13 protein-coding genes and 1 riboswitch are annotated in these 14115 nt (G+C 51.0%); all 13 genes read right to left on the bottom strand.

The window, feature by feature from the left end:
• Window positions 1-6: 6 nt before the first annotated feature.
• The 13 genes from HMPREF0980_RS08040 to HMPREF0980_RS07975 all read right to left on the bottom strand — a co-directional run bounded on the left by HMPREF0980_RS08040 (window position 7) and on the right by HMPREF0980_RS07975 (window position 14062).
• Window positions 7-336, bottom strand: a complete 330-nt coding sequence (locus HMPREF0980_RS08040) for a DUF6145 family protein (protein WP_049728629.1) — start codon at window positions 334-336, stop codon at window positions 7-9.
• Window positions 329-1309: a biotin--[acetyl-CoA-carboxylase] ligase gene (locus HMPREF0980_RS08035; protein WP_049728628.1), complete on the bottom strand. Its 981-nt coding sequence runs from the start codon at window positions 1307-1309 to the stop codon at window positions 329-331. The genes HMPREF0980_RS08040 and HMPREF0980_RS08035 overlap by 8 nt, the downstream gene beginning before the upstream one ends.
• Before the next feature lie 9 nt (window positions 1310-1318).
• Complete coding sequence (argF, locus tag HMPREF0980_RS19915; protein WP_147629800.1) at window positions 1319-3364, bottom strand: ornithine carbamoyltransferase; 2046 nt, start codon at window positions 3362-3364, stop codon at window positions 1319-1321.
• 14 nt (window positions 3365-3378) lie between these two features.
• Entirely contained in the window at window positions 3379-4326 is a 948-nt protein-coding gene (locus tag HMPREF0980_RS08020; protein WP_049728627.1) for an SPFH domain-containing protein, read from the bottom strand.
• Window positions 4326-4766: an NfeD family protein gene (locus HMPREF0980_RS08015; protein WP_049728626.1), complete on the bottom strand. Its 441-nt coding sequence runs from the start codon at window positions 4764-4766 to the stop codon at window positions 4326-4328. The genes HMPREF0980_RS08020 and HMPREF0980_RS08015 overlap by 1 nt, the downstream gene beginning before the upstream one ends.
• A gap of 70 nt (window positions 4767-4836) precedes the next feature.
• Window positions 4837-5628: a TrmH family RNA methyltransferase gene (locus HMPREF0980_RS08010; protein WP_049728625.1), complete on the bottom strand. Its 792-nt coding sequence runs from the start codon at window positions 5626-5628 to the stop codon at window positions 4837-4839.
• Between the two features lie 12 nt (window positions 5629-5640).
• Window positions 5641-6291: a potassium channel family protein gene (locus HMPREF0980_RS08005; protein ID WP_049728624.1), complete on the bottom strand. Its 651-nt coding sequence runs from the start codon at window positions 6289-6291 to the stop codon at window positions 5641-5643.
• Between the two features lie 9 nt (window positions 6292-6300).
• Window positions 6301-7680: a TrkH family potassium uptake protein gene (locus HMPREF0980_RS08000; RefSeq protein WP_049728623.1), complete on the bottom strand. Its 1380-nt coding sequence runs from the start codon at window positions 7678-7680 to the stop codon at window positions 6301-6303.
• 69 nt (window positions 7681-7749) lie between these two features.
• Window positions 7750-8439: a response regulator transcription factor gene (locus HMPREF0980_RS07995; protein WP_049728622.1), complete on the bottom strand. Its 690-nt coding sequence runs from the start codon at window positions 8437-8439 to the stop codon at window positions 7750-7752.
• Window positions 8432-9928, bottom strand: a complete 1497-nt coding sequence (locus HMPREF0980_RS07990) for a HAMP domain-containing sensor histidine kinase (protein ID WP_049728621.1) — start codon at window positions 9926-9928, stop codon at window positions 8432-8434. The genes HMPREF0980_RS07995 and HMPREF0980_RS07990 overlap by 8 nt, the downstream gene beginning before the upstream one ends.
• 78 nt (window positions 9929-10006) lie before the next feature.
• The gene (metK, locus tag HMPREF0980_RS07985; RefSeq protein ID WP_049729168.1) at window positions 10007-11194 is read right to left on the bottom strand and encodes a methionine adenosyltransferase; all 1188 of its coding nucleotides are present in this window, start codon (window positions 11192-11194) and stop codon (window positions 10007-10009) included.
• Between the two features lie 138 nt (window positions 11195-11332).
• A riboswitch (SAM riboswitch) is annotated at window positions 11333-11430 on the bottom strand.
• Between the two features lie 69 nt (window positions 11431-11499).
• Window positions 11500-12690: an MFS transporter gene (locus HMPREF0980_RS07980; RefSeq protein WP_049728620.1), complete on the bottom strand. Its 1191-nt coding sequence runs from the start codon at window positions 12688-12690 to the stop codon at window positions 11500-11502.
• A 79-nt stretch (window positions 12691-12769) separates the two neighbouring features.
• Complete coding sequence (locus HMPREF0980_RS07975) at window positions 12770-14062, bottom strand: UDP-N-acetylglucosamine 1-carboxyvinyltransferase (RefSeq protein ID WP_049728619.1); 1293 nt, start codon at window positions 14060-14062, stop codon at window positions 12770-12772.
• Window positions 14063-14115 lie beyond the last annotated feature (53 nt).

Below are 14115 nucleotides of genomic sequence, written 5' to 3'. Positions count from 1 at the left end.
AGCCTCCTATACTTCTTCACCGAGGAAAAATACACGGTAGTACAGCTGCAGGGCAGCGAGCAGCTCCTGTTTTTCCTTCTGGAGCTCCTTGATCTTAAGCTGGCTTCCTATCTCATCAAACATAGGGTCGCCTTCCTCGCTTGTCACTTCAAAACAGAGTTCTCCTTCGTCTTCGTAGACAAGTGTCAGGATTCCGCCCACATCATTTACATACAATACGCACATGATCTTCAGCTCATCCTTTATAGAACCAGGCAGCTGTTCAAAATCCGGATTCAGATAATATTTCTCCTCATAAGAATTCGCTCCGCAGAGCACCACTTTATTCTCATACATAACCATATACTCCTCTTACAGATACTTCACCGGCAAATATGGCCTTTTCCGTGCCGTCTGCCATCGTGACGAGCAGTTCGCCGGTATCGTTGATTCCAGATGCGACCGCCTCATACTCATTACCCGGTTCCAGAATCCGCACCTCTTTCCGGCAGTTGACAAGCAGCCGGTTATAATCAGACTTTAACTTAGACAAGTCTTCCGTTTCCAAAAACATCTCATAGTTCTCCTCGTACCGTTCCACGATTCTGGCGGCCAGCCGCGCACGCTTCAGCTTATCCCCTCCTTCTATATAAAGAGAGGTAGCCGTTCTGGCAATTTCCTCAGGAAAGCGGTCAGTGTTCACATTGACGCCCGCGCCTGTCACCACGTAGTTGATATAGTCGACTTCTGCACTCATCTCCGTCAGGATGCCGCACACTTTCTTCCCATTTACCACGATATCGTTTGGCCATTTTATCTGTGCCGGAAGTCCTGTCACGCCCATGATCCCTTCCGCGACGCTCAGTGCCATCACGAGGGTGAGCATCGGAGCTTTCGCGGGCAGGAACTGCGGTCTCAGCAGTATCGTCATGTAGATGCTGGTCCCCGGCGGTGACGCCCATCTTCTCCCCCGCCGGCCTTTTCCCGCAGTCTGGCGGCCGGCGACGACGAGCGTTCCGTGGACGGCACCCTTTTCCCCAAGAGCCTTGGCCTGTATGTTCGTGGAATCCATCTCCTTGGCATATACGACCGTCTTTCCCGCCCACCGTGTGTCGATCAGGCTCTCCAGCTCTGCCTGTCCCATCACGTCTGGACTTTCTACGAGGCGGTACCCTTTGTTGCGCACCGCCTCTATCTCATATCCTTCTTTCTTCAGTTGGTCTATCACCTTCCAGACCGCTGTCCGTGATACGCCAAAGCTGTCACAGAGCTGCTGTCCGGACACATATCCCCCGCTTTCGCGGAGCACTTTCAGAATTGCCGTCTTCATTCCTGTCTCCTAGCTGTTTCCAAGCGTGGCCACCATGACCGCTTTGATTGTATGCAGGCGGTTCTCTGCTTCATCAAATACAACAGAAGCCTCACCTTCAAATACATCTTCCGTCACTTCCTTGCCCTTTACCGCAGGCAGGCAGTGCATGAATATCGTTCCGTCCTTCTTCGTCCTCTCCATCATCTCTTTGTTGATCTGATACGGACGAAGCATCTCGATCCTCTCTGCAGCCTTGTCCTCCTCGCCCATAGAAGCCCATACATCCGTATATAAGACATCGGCACCTTCCACGTCATCCACATCATCTGTAATCGTGATGGAAGCCCCCGACTCCGCGGCATACTTCCTGCAAAGGTCTGTCAGCTCATCTGTCGGCCATAAGGCTTTCGGAGCCACATTGATAAAGTCTACCCCTACTTTGGCACATCCAATCATAAGGCTGTTCGCCATATTGTTACGCCCGTCTCCAAGGTAGGCAAATCTAAGCCCTTTCAGATATCCGAAATGTTCCCGCATCGTAAGGAGGTCCGCCAGAATCTGTGTCGGATGGTATTCATCCGTCAGTCCGTTCCACACCGGAACGCCGCTGTACTTCGCAAGTGCTTCCACATGGTCCTGCCGGAAGCCCCGGAATTCGATTCCGTCGAACATGCGTCCGAGAACGCGCGCCGTGTCTTCTATGCTCTCTTTATGCCCAAGCTGTATTTCATTTCCTGACAGATACGTCGGATTGCCTCCCTCATCTGCAGCTCCGACCGTAAATGCACAGCGTGTTCTCGTGGACGGCTTCTCGAATATGAGCGCGATGTTCTTGCCCTGCAGGCTGTTTCCCGTGATTCCTTCCTTCTTCTTTTCCTTCAGGTCTGCTGCCAGATCAAGCAGGTACATGATTTCCTCCGGTGTAAAATCCTTCAGCGTCAAAAAACTTCTTCCTTTTAAATTCATCTTACGTTCCTCTCTTAATCCTGTTAGTATATGAACAAAGCGTGGCAGATGGAGCTTGTCACTTAAGATTTCATATTTACTATATACAATATCATATAATTGGTCCACTGTGTATATCTGATATTTCGGAACATGCAGCAATTTGGCCGCAGCCTCCAGCATCCCCATGAACAGCTCCTTGTCAGAATGGCCAAGGGACAGCTTAAGGGCAAATGCAATCTCTGCCTTTTCAATCTCCTTTATCCCGCTCATCAGCTCTTCATAGTACAGATCATCGTATGTCTGATCCACGTAATAGATGAATCCTTCCAGTCCGTACAGCATCCTCTTGGCATCATAGTATCCGATTTTCATATTCTGCCTGCTTCTCTTACCCGAAAATTCTATAATGCTTCCCAGCTTCACGCGGGGACCTATCTCGTACTTCACCCCCGTGTCCGGCATCTTTACCCGGGGCTCCCTGCCCGGACCGTAGATTCGTACTTCTATTATATTCTCGTACCCTCTTTTGACGAGAGAGCTTAACGGGACATTATTGATAACGCCCCCATCAATATACTTCTTGCCGTGCAGGCGCTCATTTTTAAACCCTATCAGGTATGCGCTCGCCAGCAGGAATTCCTCCAGCAGGCCCTCTGGGATGTCCTCGACGCTCAGGTCCAGTTCCTTGAAATCGGACACTGAGAATGTGAGCAGGCAGAATTCAATGCTGCTCTTACGTATCTTTTCTTCCTCTATAGTTTCATGAATCAGCTTTTTCAGCGGAGTGATGTCAATCCCTCCGTCTTTCAGGCGGCTCCATCCCTCATTCAGGAATTCGCGGATTGTCGTCTCCTTCCGGAAGAAACGTTCCATCCATTCGTCATCCACATCCATCACATTGGAAAAAGTCATCTTGCTCCATATGTCCTCCGCCTTTTCCTCATCACCCATGCAAACGAGGGCGCCATTTAATGCGCCCACGGATGTTCCTGCCACTGCATTCAATTTCACGCCGGCTTCCCTGAGCGCTTTCCATGCACCAATCTGGTACGCTCCCCTTGCACCGCCTCCATCAAATACCAGGCCGTATTCTTTTGATAAATCTATGATGGGTTTCAACACCATCACGCCCTTTCATACTACGCTTCTGTCCCGTCTTTCTGTCCAACCTCAGCCAATGACTTTACAAGCCCTGCAATACTCTGGATTTCTGAAGGTATGATAATCTTCGTCGCTTTGCCATCTGCCGCCCGCTCAAAGGCTTCGAGGCTCTTGAGCGTCAGCACTGCTTCATCGGCACCGGCTTCCTTCAGGAATTCGATACCATTTGCATTCGCCTGCTGGACTTTCATGATCGCTTCTGCTTCACCTTCCGCCTCGCGGATCATCGCCTCTTTCTTCGCCTCCGCACGCAGGATTGCCGCCTGCTTCTCTGCCTCTGCATCCAGGATTGCCGATTCCTTATGGCCCTCTGCCACAAGAATCGTAGACTTCTTTTCCCCTTCTGCGCGAAGAATCGCTTCACGGCGTTCACGCTCTGCCTTCATCTGCTTCTCCATGGCATCCTGGATAGCAGCCGGAGGAATGATATTCTTAAGCTCCACGCGGTTGACTTTGATGCCCCATGGGTCTGTCGCTACGTCGAGAGAGGAACGCATCTTCGTGTTGATCGTCTCTCTTGATGTAAGTGTCTGGTCCAGTTCCAAATCGCCGATGATATTTCTCAGCGTGGTTGCTGTCAGATTCTCAATCGCCATAATCGGATTTGCCACTCCGTAACAGAAGAGCTTCGGGTCTGTAATCTGATAGAATACGACCGTATCAATCCGCATCGTGACGTTGTCCTTCGTGATAACCGGCTGCGGCGCAAAGTCTACTACCTGCTCTTTCATATCTACTTTTCTTGCTACACGGTCTACGATCGGCAGCTTCACGTGGAGACCGGTCCCCCATGTCGCCTGATATGCGCCAAGTCTCTCGATGACAAGTGCCTGCGCCTGTCTTACAATCCTGATACAGGATATCAGAACCAGGACGACCACTACTATAACTATGATACCTATGATTTTTCCAACTAACGCTCCCATTATGCCTTCTCCTCCTTTGCTCTTACTATGAGCTTCACTCCTTGTATCCCATCAATCACAACTACTGTATTCTTTTCAATGCGGCCGTCAGGCTCATCTGTCTTAGCCGACCACTCCTGTCCGTTTATCTCGACCCGTCCCTTCGACTGGAGTGTATCGATATCCTCCAGAACGAGCGCCTGCTGCCCGATCAGGCTCTCCGCATTGGTCTTCTGACGCTCCTTGTTAAAATACTTGACCGCGATAGGTCTGGTAACAATCAGAAGGATCACGGACACTACCACAAATACGATCATCTGCACTACCGTGCCAAATCCAAGCACACCGGCCACAAATGCTATGAGCGCACCGCCTGCGAACCATATGGTCGTCAGACCCATGGTAAGGATCTCGATAATCAACAGAATTACAAATAGTACTAACCAATACATCGTCTGCATATGCTGTCCTCTCTTTTCTTGTAATAGTATTCCTCATGTCTATCTTACTATACTTCTGTCTATAAAGCAATTACTGATGCCGCCGCTGCCGCGCCGCCTCAAACATGAGCACCGCGGAGGCTATGGCCGCATTCAGCGATTCCACCTGCCCTTCCATGGGAATGCGGATATAAGTATCCGCCATCGCGGCAATCTCCTCTCTGAGTCCATTGCCTTCATTCCCGATGAAAAATGCGCACGAATCTGTATAATCGGCTTCATCATAAGATAGCACCCCGTCAAGATGTGCCGCATATGTATGGATTCCTCTCTCCTTCATCCAACGCACCGCACCGGCAAGGTCTTCTGTCCGGCAGAACGGCATCCGATAGACAGACCCCATTGTAGACCGGATCGTCTTCGGATTATACACATCCACACAGCCGCTGCTCATGATGATTCCCGTCACCCCGGCACCTTCGGCCGTCCGGATCACACTCCCCATATTGCCGGGATCCTGCAGATTGTCAAGGACGAGGACGTGTGCGCTCTCTCCGCCTGCCGCCTGTGCGAGCGTATAGCTTTTCTGCCGTACGACACAGAGGACACCCTGGGGCGTCTTCGTGTCGGAAGCATAGGCATAGACCTGATCCGACAATATCTCCGGCTGAATCCGGCTCCCTTCCAGCACACGCCTGACTGTACTGCTTTCCTTGCTGTAAAAAGACTCTGACACATATACTTCGGCGAGCCGGTCAGCCGGAACTTCTCTGAACATCCGGATTCCTTCCACGAGGAAAACGCCTTCTTCGTCTCTCGCCTTTCTCTTTTTTTTAAGATTGACAAGCCGTTTTACCTTCTGGTTTCCTGTACTTGTTATCATCGCATCCCGCCCTTATCCTTTCTGGAAGTTCTCCAGTGCCTCGTTGGCTCCGACCAGAATCAATACCATGTCCTGTCCAAGCGGCCTGTTGGGATCCGGATTCACCTCTACTTTATCACCTGTTATCACGCCTACGACGCTCACATCATGGGAACGTCTCACATCCAGCTCCTGAAGGCTCTTTCCGCTCCAGCTCTCCGGCACGGCCACCTCCGTGATACTGTACTCTGGAGAAAGTGCGATCCAGTCCGCAAAATTCGTGGATACGAGGTTTTTCGCAATCCGTTCCCCCGTCTCACGTTCCGGGAATACGACCGCGTCAGCCCCGAGCTTCCGCAGTATCTTCGCGTGCATTTCATTTCTTGCCTTGGCAAGTACGTACGGCACCCCCAGCTCCTTGGAGATGATGGTAGCCATCACGCTTGCCTCCATATCTTCCGAGACCGCTATGATGACTCCGTCCAGATTCCTTGCCCCAAGGGAGCGGATGACTTCCTGATCCTGCATATCCGCCTGTATCGCGTAGGATACATCGTCTGCAATCTCCTGGATACGCTCCATCCTGTTATCTACTACAACGACCTCGCAGCCAAGATTCTGCAGCGTGACCGCCACGCTGGAACCGAAGCTGCCCAGCCCAAATACTGCATATTGTTTTGTCATCTTTACCTCCTACCCTACCATAATCCGCCGCTTCGGCAGCCTGCGTATCTTGTCTCTCGGATGCACCTTTCCCCCAAACAGGAGCGCCAGCGTTATGGGCCCGAGCCGGCCGAGGTACATCATTGCCATGATCACCGCCTGGCTTGCCCTGCTCAGATGCGGTGTCAGATCTGCGGTCAGGCCGACCGTCCCGATTGCGGATGACGCCTCGTATAAGATGCCGATGAACGGGACATTTTCCGGTTCTATCACCGTGATTGCGGTCACGCCGGCCAAAAACGCCGTAAACGCAACCAGTACGACGAAAAATCCAGTACGTATATTCGCATTGTCAATCCTCCGGCCGAAGCATTCCGTATCCCGTCCGCCCCTCACAAAGGTGATGCAGGCTATCACGAGCATCGCCACCGTCGTCGTCTTAACGCCTCCCGCCGTTCCGCCCGGAGACCCTCCGATGAACATAAGGATACAGCAGATAAGCTTAGACTCCGTATAAAGGGCTCCCTGTGATATGGTGGCAAACCCGGCCGTCCTAGTAGTGACCGATTGAAACATGGACGCCATGACCTTCTCTCCTATGCTCATGTTACCAATCGTATCCGGGTTGTTATATTCCATGCCAAGGACCGCTGCGGTGCCTGACACAATCAGAACAGCCGTCGTAATGATGGCTATCTTGGAATGGAGCTCCAGACGGGTAAACCACCATTTTCGCGGCACTTCATTTTTAAATATTTTTCTGCTGTTGCTGATGACGTCTGTCCATACCGTGAATCCGATACCGCTCAATATGATAAGCAGCATGGTCGTTATGTTGATGACAGGGTTCGTCACGTATTCCATCAGGCTGCTGTCGCCGATGATATCTATGCCTGCATTGCAGAACGCGGACACCGCATGAAAGACGGAATACCAGATTCCTTTTGCCATTCCATACTCTGGGACGAACTGCACTGCATACAGCACCGCGCCTGCGGCCTCCACGATGAGCGTTCCGATGATAGCCCGCCGGACCATTCCTACCATCCCGCCGAGCCGGTCCATATTGTAAGATTCCTGAATCACTACCCGTTCCCGCACAGTAATCTTCTTTTTTAAAATCAGAAAAAAGGCCGTGGCGCAGGCAATAACACCCAGTCCTCCAATCTGGATCAGAAGCAGCAAGATCACCTTCCCAAGCAGCGTAAACTGTACGGCAGGGGTTATCGTCACGAGACCGGTAACGCAGACTGCTGTCGTGGACGTAAACAAAGCGTCCGCAAATGCAATGGGCCTTTCATTGCATACGGGGAGCCACAGAAGGATTCCTCCGAGCAGAATCACTCCCAGAAAGCCGAGCGTCAAAAGCTGCATCGTGTTCCACCTGATATTCTTCTTGTGCTCGCGCATGACCTTTCCTCTCTTTGCTGTCAGATATAATTACCATTCATATACTACAATGGCTTAAAATATGCCCTGTTAAACTTTAAAGCGGTAGCCCACGCCCCAGATCGTCTCGATATACTGCGGGTTCGAGGTGTCCATCTCCACTTTTTCACGTATTTTCTTGATATGCACGGTGACGGTGGCGATATCTCCTATGGACTCCATATCCCATATTTCCCGGAACAGCTCTTCTTTCGTATATACGTGGTTCGGATGGCTTGCCAGAAACGTGAGGAGGTCGAATTCTTTCGTCGTGAATGTCCTCTCTTCCTCATTTACCCATACACGCCTTGCCGTCGTATCTATCTTGAGCCCCCGGATCTCGATGATGTTGTTCACCTCAGCCGCGCTTCCCGTCAGACGGTCATACCGCGCCAGATGTGCCTTTACTCTCGCCACAAGCTCGCTCGGGCTGAACGGTTTGGTCATATAGTCGTCCGCGCCGAGTCCAAGCCCTCTTATCTTATCAATATCGTCTTTTTTGGCAGATACCATGATAATCGGAGTGTTCTTTACGTTCCTCACCTGACGGCATATGTCGAACCCGTCTGTTCCCGGAAGCATGAGATCCAGGATAAACAGATCATAGTCCTCTTCCAGCGCCTTCTTAAGGCCAAGTTCCCCGTCATTGGCCACCTGTACATGGAATCCGCTCAGCTCCAGATAGTCTTTTTCCAAATCCGCGATTGTCTCTTCATCTTCCACTATTAGTATTTTATTCATGAATCGGTACCTCCTGATATTTTCTGAGCACAAAGTACATGGTCGTTCCGGTGTCCTCCCGGCTCGTGGCCCATATCTTCCCCCCGTGCTCCTCAATGATTTTCTTAACGATCGACAGCCCTATGCCGCTTCCTCCTTTCGAGGAATTCCTCGAAGCATCGGTCCGGTAGAACCGGTCAAATATATTCGGCAGATCCTTGGCCGCGATACCCTTGCCATTGTCCTCGATCTCCACCTGGATAAAGTCGCCCACATCCTTGACTCTGAGGTTAATCTTTCCCTTTGATTTGTCCATATACTTCAGGGAATTGTTGACAATGTTGTGAATCACCCGCTTGATCTGCTCTGCGTCCGCGATGACCTGTACGCCCCGTGCCACATAGTTGAAGTAGCCGAATTCCACATTTTTGGACTCCATCTCCAGAGACAGGTCCTCTGCACAGTCGTTGAAATACTCGTTCACGGACAATGTGTTGAAATTATACGGAATCCTGTTCGTGTCTATCTTGGAATACAGCGTCAGCTCATTGATGAGCAGATCCATCTCATTGGCTTTATTATATATCGTCCTGATATATTTATCCATCTTCTCAGGCGTGTCTGCCACTCCGTCCATGATTCCTTCCGCATATCCTTTGATTGCCGTCACGGGGGTCTTCAGGTCGTGGGAAATATTGCTGATAAGCTCTTTGCTCTCTTTATCAAATGCTACCTTCTCTTCCGCATTGTCTTTCAGGCGCTTTCTCATCTCCTCCAGATCCCGGCACAGCCGCCCAAGCTCGTCGTCCGACTCCGGCCTCAGTTCAAAGTCCAGATTGCCCTCCTTGATATTCTGGGCCGCATTCTGCATCTTGCCAAGAGGCTGCATCACCGCGCGGTATATCCAGAATATGAGAAGCAGCGCAGTAAGCACGAGCACGATGAGTATTCCCATCACCATGTCTACGATGAACTCCTGCACTTCCGGTATCATATTGCTGACATCCGTGATAATAAACGCACTTCCCTGTTCGCCGTCCTCATATGAGAAATCCACTTGTTTGACGAGCGCCTGCGCCTCACCGCCAAGATACACCCCGTTCTCTGATGTATTGCCGGATTCTCCGTAGGCCGGCAGCTGGGGGATCACGTGGTTTGCATTGTCGATATCCGTCCCCATGTAGATGATCGTAGTGCCTTTTCTCACGAGCAGGTATGCTTTCTTCTTTTCCAGCTTTTTGTTAAACTTCTCCAGACATGTGGCATCCTCAAGCTGCTCAGCGTCTTCCTCCACCATATCCTCCAGCTCATGGTAAGGCTTCTCCGTCAGGCGGGACAGCACCTGCATGGAATTGGCAAAGCTCTTCACTGTCGTCCCGGTTATTTCATATGTCTTTTCTATAGAATTAATCTGATACCGGCTCAATCCGCAGACCATGAGAAATGTAAGCAGCACCGGAATCAGTATCACTGTCAAAAATGCTATTATAAGCCTTGTTTTTAGCTTCATAGTCACATCCTCCGAGCTTAAGTATAGCATGAAAAAGGGTGCTTCACACGAAAGCACCCATAAACTTTTATAAAATTTTTATAAATACCTGCGCAATATCTCTATTTTGTCAGTCTTTTCCCATGGGAGCTCGATATCAGTCCTGCCAAAGTGTCCGTAAGCCGCTGTCTGCCTGTATATTGGTCGTCTGAGATCCAGCATCCTGATGATTCCGGCAGGACGGAGGTCAAAATTCTCGCGGATAATTTCAACAAGCTTGTCGTCCGGCAGCTTTCCCGTTCCAAATGTCTCGACCCTGACGGAAGTCGGATGTGCCACGCCTATCGCGTAAGATAGCTGTATCTCACATCTCCGGGCAAGTCCCGCCGCCACGATATTTTTGGCTGCATAGCGAGCCGCGTAGGCAGCCGAACGGTCTACCTTCGTGCAGTCCTTCCCCGAGAACGCTCCGCCGCCATGTCTCGCCATGCCTCCGTACGTGTCTACGATAATCTTGCGCCCTGTAAGTCCGCTGTCCCCGTGAGGGCCGCCGATGACGAACCTTCCCGTCGGATTGATGAAGAACTTAGTATCTTCATCTATCATATCTCCCGGTATGACCTCATCGAACACATACTTTTTGATATCCTCATGAATCTGCTCCTGCTCCACATCCGGATCATGCTGCGTAGAGAGCACGACGGCATCCAGCCGCACCGGTACGCCCTTGTCGTCATACTCTACCGTCACCTGTGTCTTGCCGTCAGGTCTCAGGTAGGAGAGCGTTCCGTCCTTCCTTACTTCTGTGAGCTTCCTGGACAGCTTATGTGCAAGCGCTATCGGGTATGGCATAAGTTCCGGCGTCTCATCCGTCGCATAGCCGAACATCATTCCCTGGTCTCCCGCGCCGATGGCCTCCAGTTCGGCGTCGGACATCTTATTTTCTTTCGCCTCCAGCGCCTTGTCTACTCCGAGCGCAATATCCGGCGACTGCTCGTCAATCGCAGTTATCACACCGCACGTCTCACAGTCGAACCCATATTTTCCCCTTGTATATCCGACTTCTCTGACCGTATCTCTCACAATCTTCTGGATGTCTACATAGGCATTCGTCGTAATCTCGCCCATCACGAGCACAAGCCCGGTCGTCGTACTCGTCTCGCACGCCACACGGCTCATCGGATCTTGTTCCATAAGCGCATCCAGAATCGCATCGGATATCTGGTCGCACATCTTGTCCGGGTGTCCTTCTGTCACCGATTCTGATGTAAATAATCTCTTTTCCATATGTTCTCCTTTCTTAACGGCCGTTTCCGGCACTGAAAACTTTCTCCCGGAGGTCTCTGGCAATATAGAAACTTCGTTTCTAATTGTACAAAAAAACAATCCGCCATAAGCGGACTGTTTTATATTCATAACCCAATCCTCTTATTGTTCGAAAGACTCGCTCAGGTTGGCACCTTCCTTTACGGGGTTGCCGCAGCTTCACAGATCCTTTGTATCTCCACTGCTCTGAATAAGAGAAAGTTTCATTATTAACTTGTTGTTCAATAAGACTTTACCGCCTTTTCCGCAAAATGTCAATACGCAATTCAATCCTGGCGGACCCGTATACGCGCTGTCGCCGCCATCCCGATTATGCATATCCCCCCTGCGATGATAAAGGAAAGGTTGGTTCCAAGCGGCGTATCCTGGACTGCAGCCAGCAGATAAGGGCAGAGGATGGAGACGACTCCGTATCCGAGCATGACCGCTCCGAAGTTCATGCCCTGGTATTTCATTCCAAAGCAGTCTGAGGTAAGTACGGGAAATACGCTGACAAACCCTCCGTATGTAAGCGATACGAGCGATATGAGCAGTATGAACAAGCCGCCCTTTGCCACCGTAAGGCCGATAACCGAAATCATGGCGGTTGCATACAATACCTGTATCACCGTCTTTCGTCCGAAGAAATCCGACATCCATGGCGCTGCAAAACGCCCTGCAATATTAGCTCCCGAAGCGGCTACGACGCCTATCAGGGCTGCGCTGTCCGTCAGACCCCGCTCCATCCCGAGCGATTTCATCAGCGGATTGACAAGCACATAAGCCGGCACTGCAAGGGCCATGGATATGCTCAGGAGATAATACGTCTTCGTCCGGAACATTTCCTTTGTGGTATACTGCTTCCCCTGCACGGTTTCTGCAGCGCTGCCCTCCCCATCTCCGGCCGGTTTGGCGTCCGGCTCCGAGATGAATATGCCGCCCAGGCTGAGCACAGCATAGATTCCCGTCACAGCCAGCATTGCATACCTGTAGCCGTGATGCGCAAGCAGCCAGTCACAGAACGGGTTCATGACGACGCCGGAGATGCCGACGATCCCTACCGTTATCCCTGTCACCAGCCCTCTCTTGTCCGGAAACCACTGCTGTGGTACTGCCACAAGCATGCTGAACGCGCAGCCGGAACCGAGACCGCCGAGCAGGCCATATCCGGCAGATATCATCCATGGCATTCCGGCAGGCGCAACTGCCGCCAGAAAAAAGCCGGCGCACATCACGAAGCTGCCTCCCAGTATCGTTGCCCTGGATCCTATCTTGTGCTGGAGGTAGCCGCCTATCATATTGCCTACGGCGAAAATGCCGATGATAATCGTAAACGGCTGGCTGGATGCCGCAAGGCTGAGATTATACTCGGCTTTGACGTGGGGCTGGAAAACAGTCCATATATATGGATTTCCATGAACAAAATTAACGGTTGCTGCAATTAAAAGGATAATATACCGGTTCTTTATCTTTTTCATCTTTTTCCCCGCTGACCAAAATCAGCCCGCTATATGCGGACTGATTCAAATGTCTGTTCTATATGGTTTGTCAATTTTGCTAGCTTACTTTCAGAGTGAATTTCTGGATTTCCTTTTCTGTCGATACCTGCTCCATAAGAGCGCCGATGCCGCGGAGCTTTTCATCAAATCTTTCATATCCCCGCAGAATATAGATGATATCATCTACGATTGTAATTCCGTCCGTGGCAAGACCCGCGATGCAAAGCGCCGCGCCCGCGCGAAGATCCGGCGCGCTCACTCTTGCCCCCGAGAACTTATCCACCCCTTCGATAGTGGCAGAATTGCCTTCCACCTTTATATTGGCCCCCATTCTGGCCAGTTCATCCAGATACTTGAATCTGTTCTCAAATATGCTCTCTGTTATGGTACTTGTCCCCCTGCACAAAGCGAGCGTCACGCCGATCTGTGGCTGCATGTCTGTCGGGAATCCCGGATATGGAAGCGTCTTTACATGTGTGCTTGTCAAGTCTCCTTTGGATACGACACGCACCGCGTCATCAAATTCCTCTACTTCACAGCCAATCTCTGTCAGCTTAGCAATCGTAGCTTCCAGATGCTTCGGAATGACATTCAGCACGGTTACGTCTCCTTTTGTGGCCGCAGCCGCAAACATGAACGTGCCGGCCTCGATCTGGTCCGGAATGACAGAATATTCTGTTCCGTGCAGCCTGTGGACGCCGCGTATCTTAATCACATCGGTGCCCGCGCCTCTGATGTTGGCCCCCATGCTGTTCAGGAAGTTGGCTACGTCTACCACATGGGGTTCCTTTGCCACATTCTCCATGATAGTGATGCCATCAGCCATCGTGGCTGCCATCATCACGTTGATTGTTGCCCCTACTGTCACGACGTCGAAATAAACGTGCCGGCCTGCCAGATTCTCTGCTTCGGCAACAACTTTGCCGTGCTCGATGTCCACGTCGGCACCGAGTGCACGGAATCCCTTCAGGTGCTGGTCTATCGGTCTGCTTCCGATGTTGCACCCACCTGGCAGTGCAACTTCTGCTCTTTTATACTTGCCGAGCAGTGCGCCGAGCAGATAGTAAGATGCCCGAATCTTCTTGATATAGTCGTATTCTACGTCAAAATTCCTGATTCCGCTTCCGTTGATCTTGACCGTGTGCCGGTCTACGCGGTGTACTTTTGCACCGATTCCGGTAATCGCATCCAATAATACATTGACATCATTGACGTCCGGTATATTGTCAATAAGAACTGTGTCATCTGTCATGATTGCCGCTGCGAGAATTGCCAGAGCCGCATTCTTCGCTCCGCCTATCTCTACTTCTCCAACAAGCGGATGGCCGCCTTTTATAATATACTGTTCCATACTGCACCTCAATATCAATTTATATTCACTCTCAAAACTTTGATAGCTATTTT

Source organism: Dorea sp. D27 (genome assembly GCF_001185345.1).
Taxonomy (GTDB): Bacteria; Bacillota; Clostridia; order Lachnospirales; family Lachnospiraceae; genus Extibacter.
The sequence above is the reverse complement of the archived record's forward strand: the minus strand, read 5'-3'. Positions and strand labels throughout refer to the sequence as shown.

What these genes read in the sequence shown, in the direction of transcription:
- HMPREF0980_RS08040 (WP_049728629.1), bottom strand. Translation starts at nt 336, where the DNA reads ATGTATGAGAATAAAGTGGTGCTCTGCGGAGCGAATTCTTATGAGGAG.
- HMPREF0980_RS08035 (WP_049728628.1), bottom strand. Translation starts at nt 1,309, where the DNA reads ATGAAGACGGCAATTCTGAAAGTGCTCCGCGAAAGCGGGGGATATGTG.
- argF (WP_147629800.1), bottom strand. Translation starts at nt 3,364, where the DNA reads ATGGTGTTGAAACCCATCATAGATTTATCAAAAGAATACGGCCTGGTA.
- HMPREF0980_RS08020 (WP_049728627.1), bottom strand. Translation starts at nt 4,326, where the DNA reads ATGGGAGCGTTAGTTGGAAAAATCATAGGTATCATAGTTATAGTAGTG.
- HMPREF0980_RS08015 (WP_049728626.1), bottom strand. Translation starts at nt 4,766, where the DNA reads ATGCAGACGATGTATTGGTTAGTACTATTTGTAATTCTGTTGATTATC.
- HMPREF0980_RS08010 (WP_049728625.1), bottom strand. Translation starts at nt 5,628, where the DNA reads ATGATAACAAGTACAGGAAACCAGAAGGTAAAACGGCTTGTCAATCTT.
- HMPREF0980_RS08005 (WP_049728624.1), bottom strand. Translation starts at nt 6,291, where the DNA reads ATGACAAAACAATATGCAGTATTTGGGCTGGGCAGCTTCGGTTCCAGC.
- HMPREF0980_RS08000 (WP_049728623.1), bottom strand. Translation starts at nt 7,680, where the DNA reads ATGCGCGAGCACAAGAAGAATATCAGGTGGAACACGATGCAGCTTTTG.
- HMPREF0980_RS07995 (WP_049728622.1), bottom strand. Translation starts at nt 8,439, where the DNA reads ATGAATAAAATACTAATAGTGGAAGATGAAGAGACAATCGCGGATTTG.
- HMPREF0980_RS07990 (WP_049728621.1), bottom strand. Translation starts at nt 9,928, where the DNA reads ATGAAGCTAAAAACAAGGCTTATAATAGCATTTTTGACAGTGATACTG.
- metK (WP_049729168.1), bottom strand. Translation starts at nt 11,194, where the DNA reads ATGGAAAAGAGATTATTTACATCAGAATCGGTGACAGAAGGACACCCG.
- HMPREF0980_RS07980 (WP_049728620.1), bottom strand. Translation starts at nt 12,690, where the DNA reads ATGAAAAAGATAAAGAACCGGTATATTATCCTTTTAATTGCAGCAACC.
- HMPREF0980_RS07975 (WP_049728619.1), bottom strand. Translation starts at nt 14,062, where the DNA reads ATGGAACAGTATATTATAAAAGGCGGCCATCCGCTTGTTGGAGAAGTA.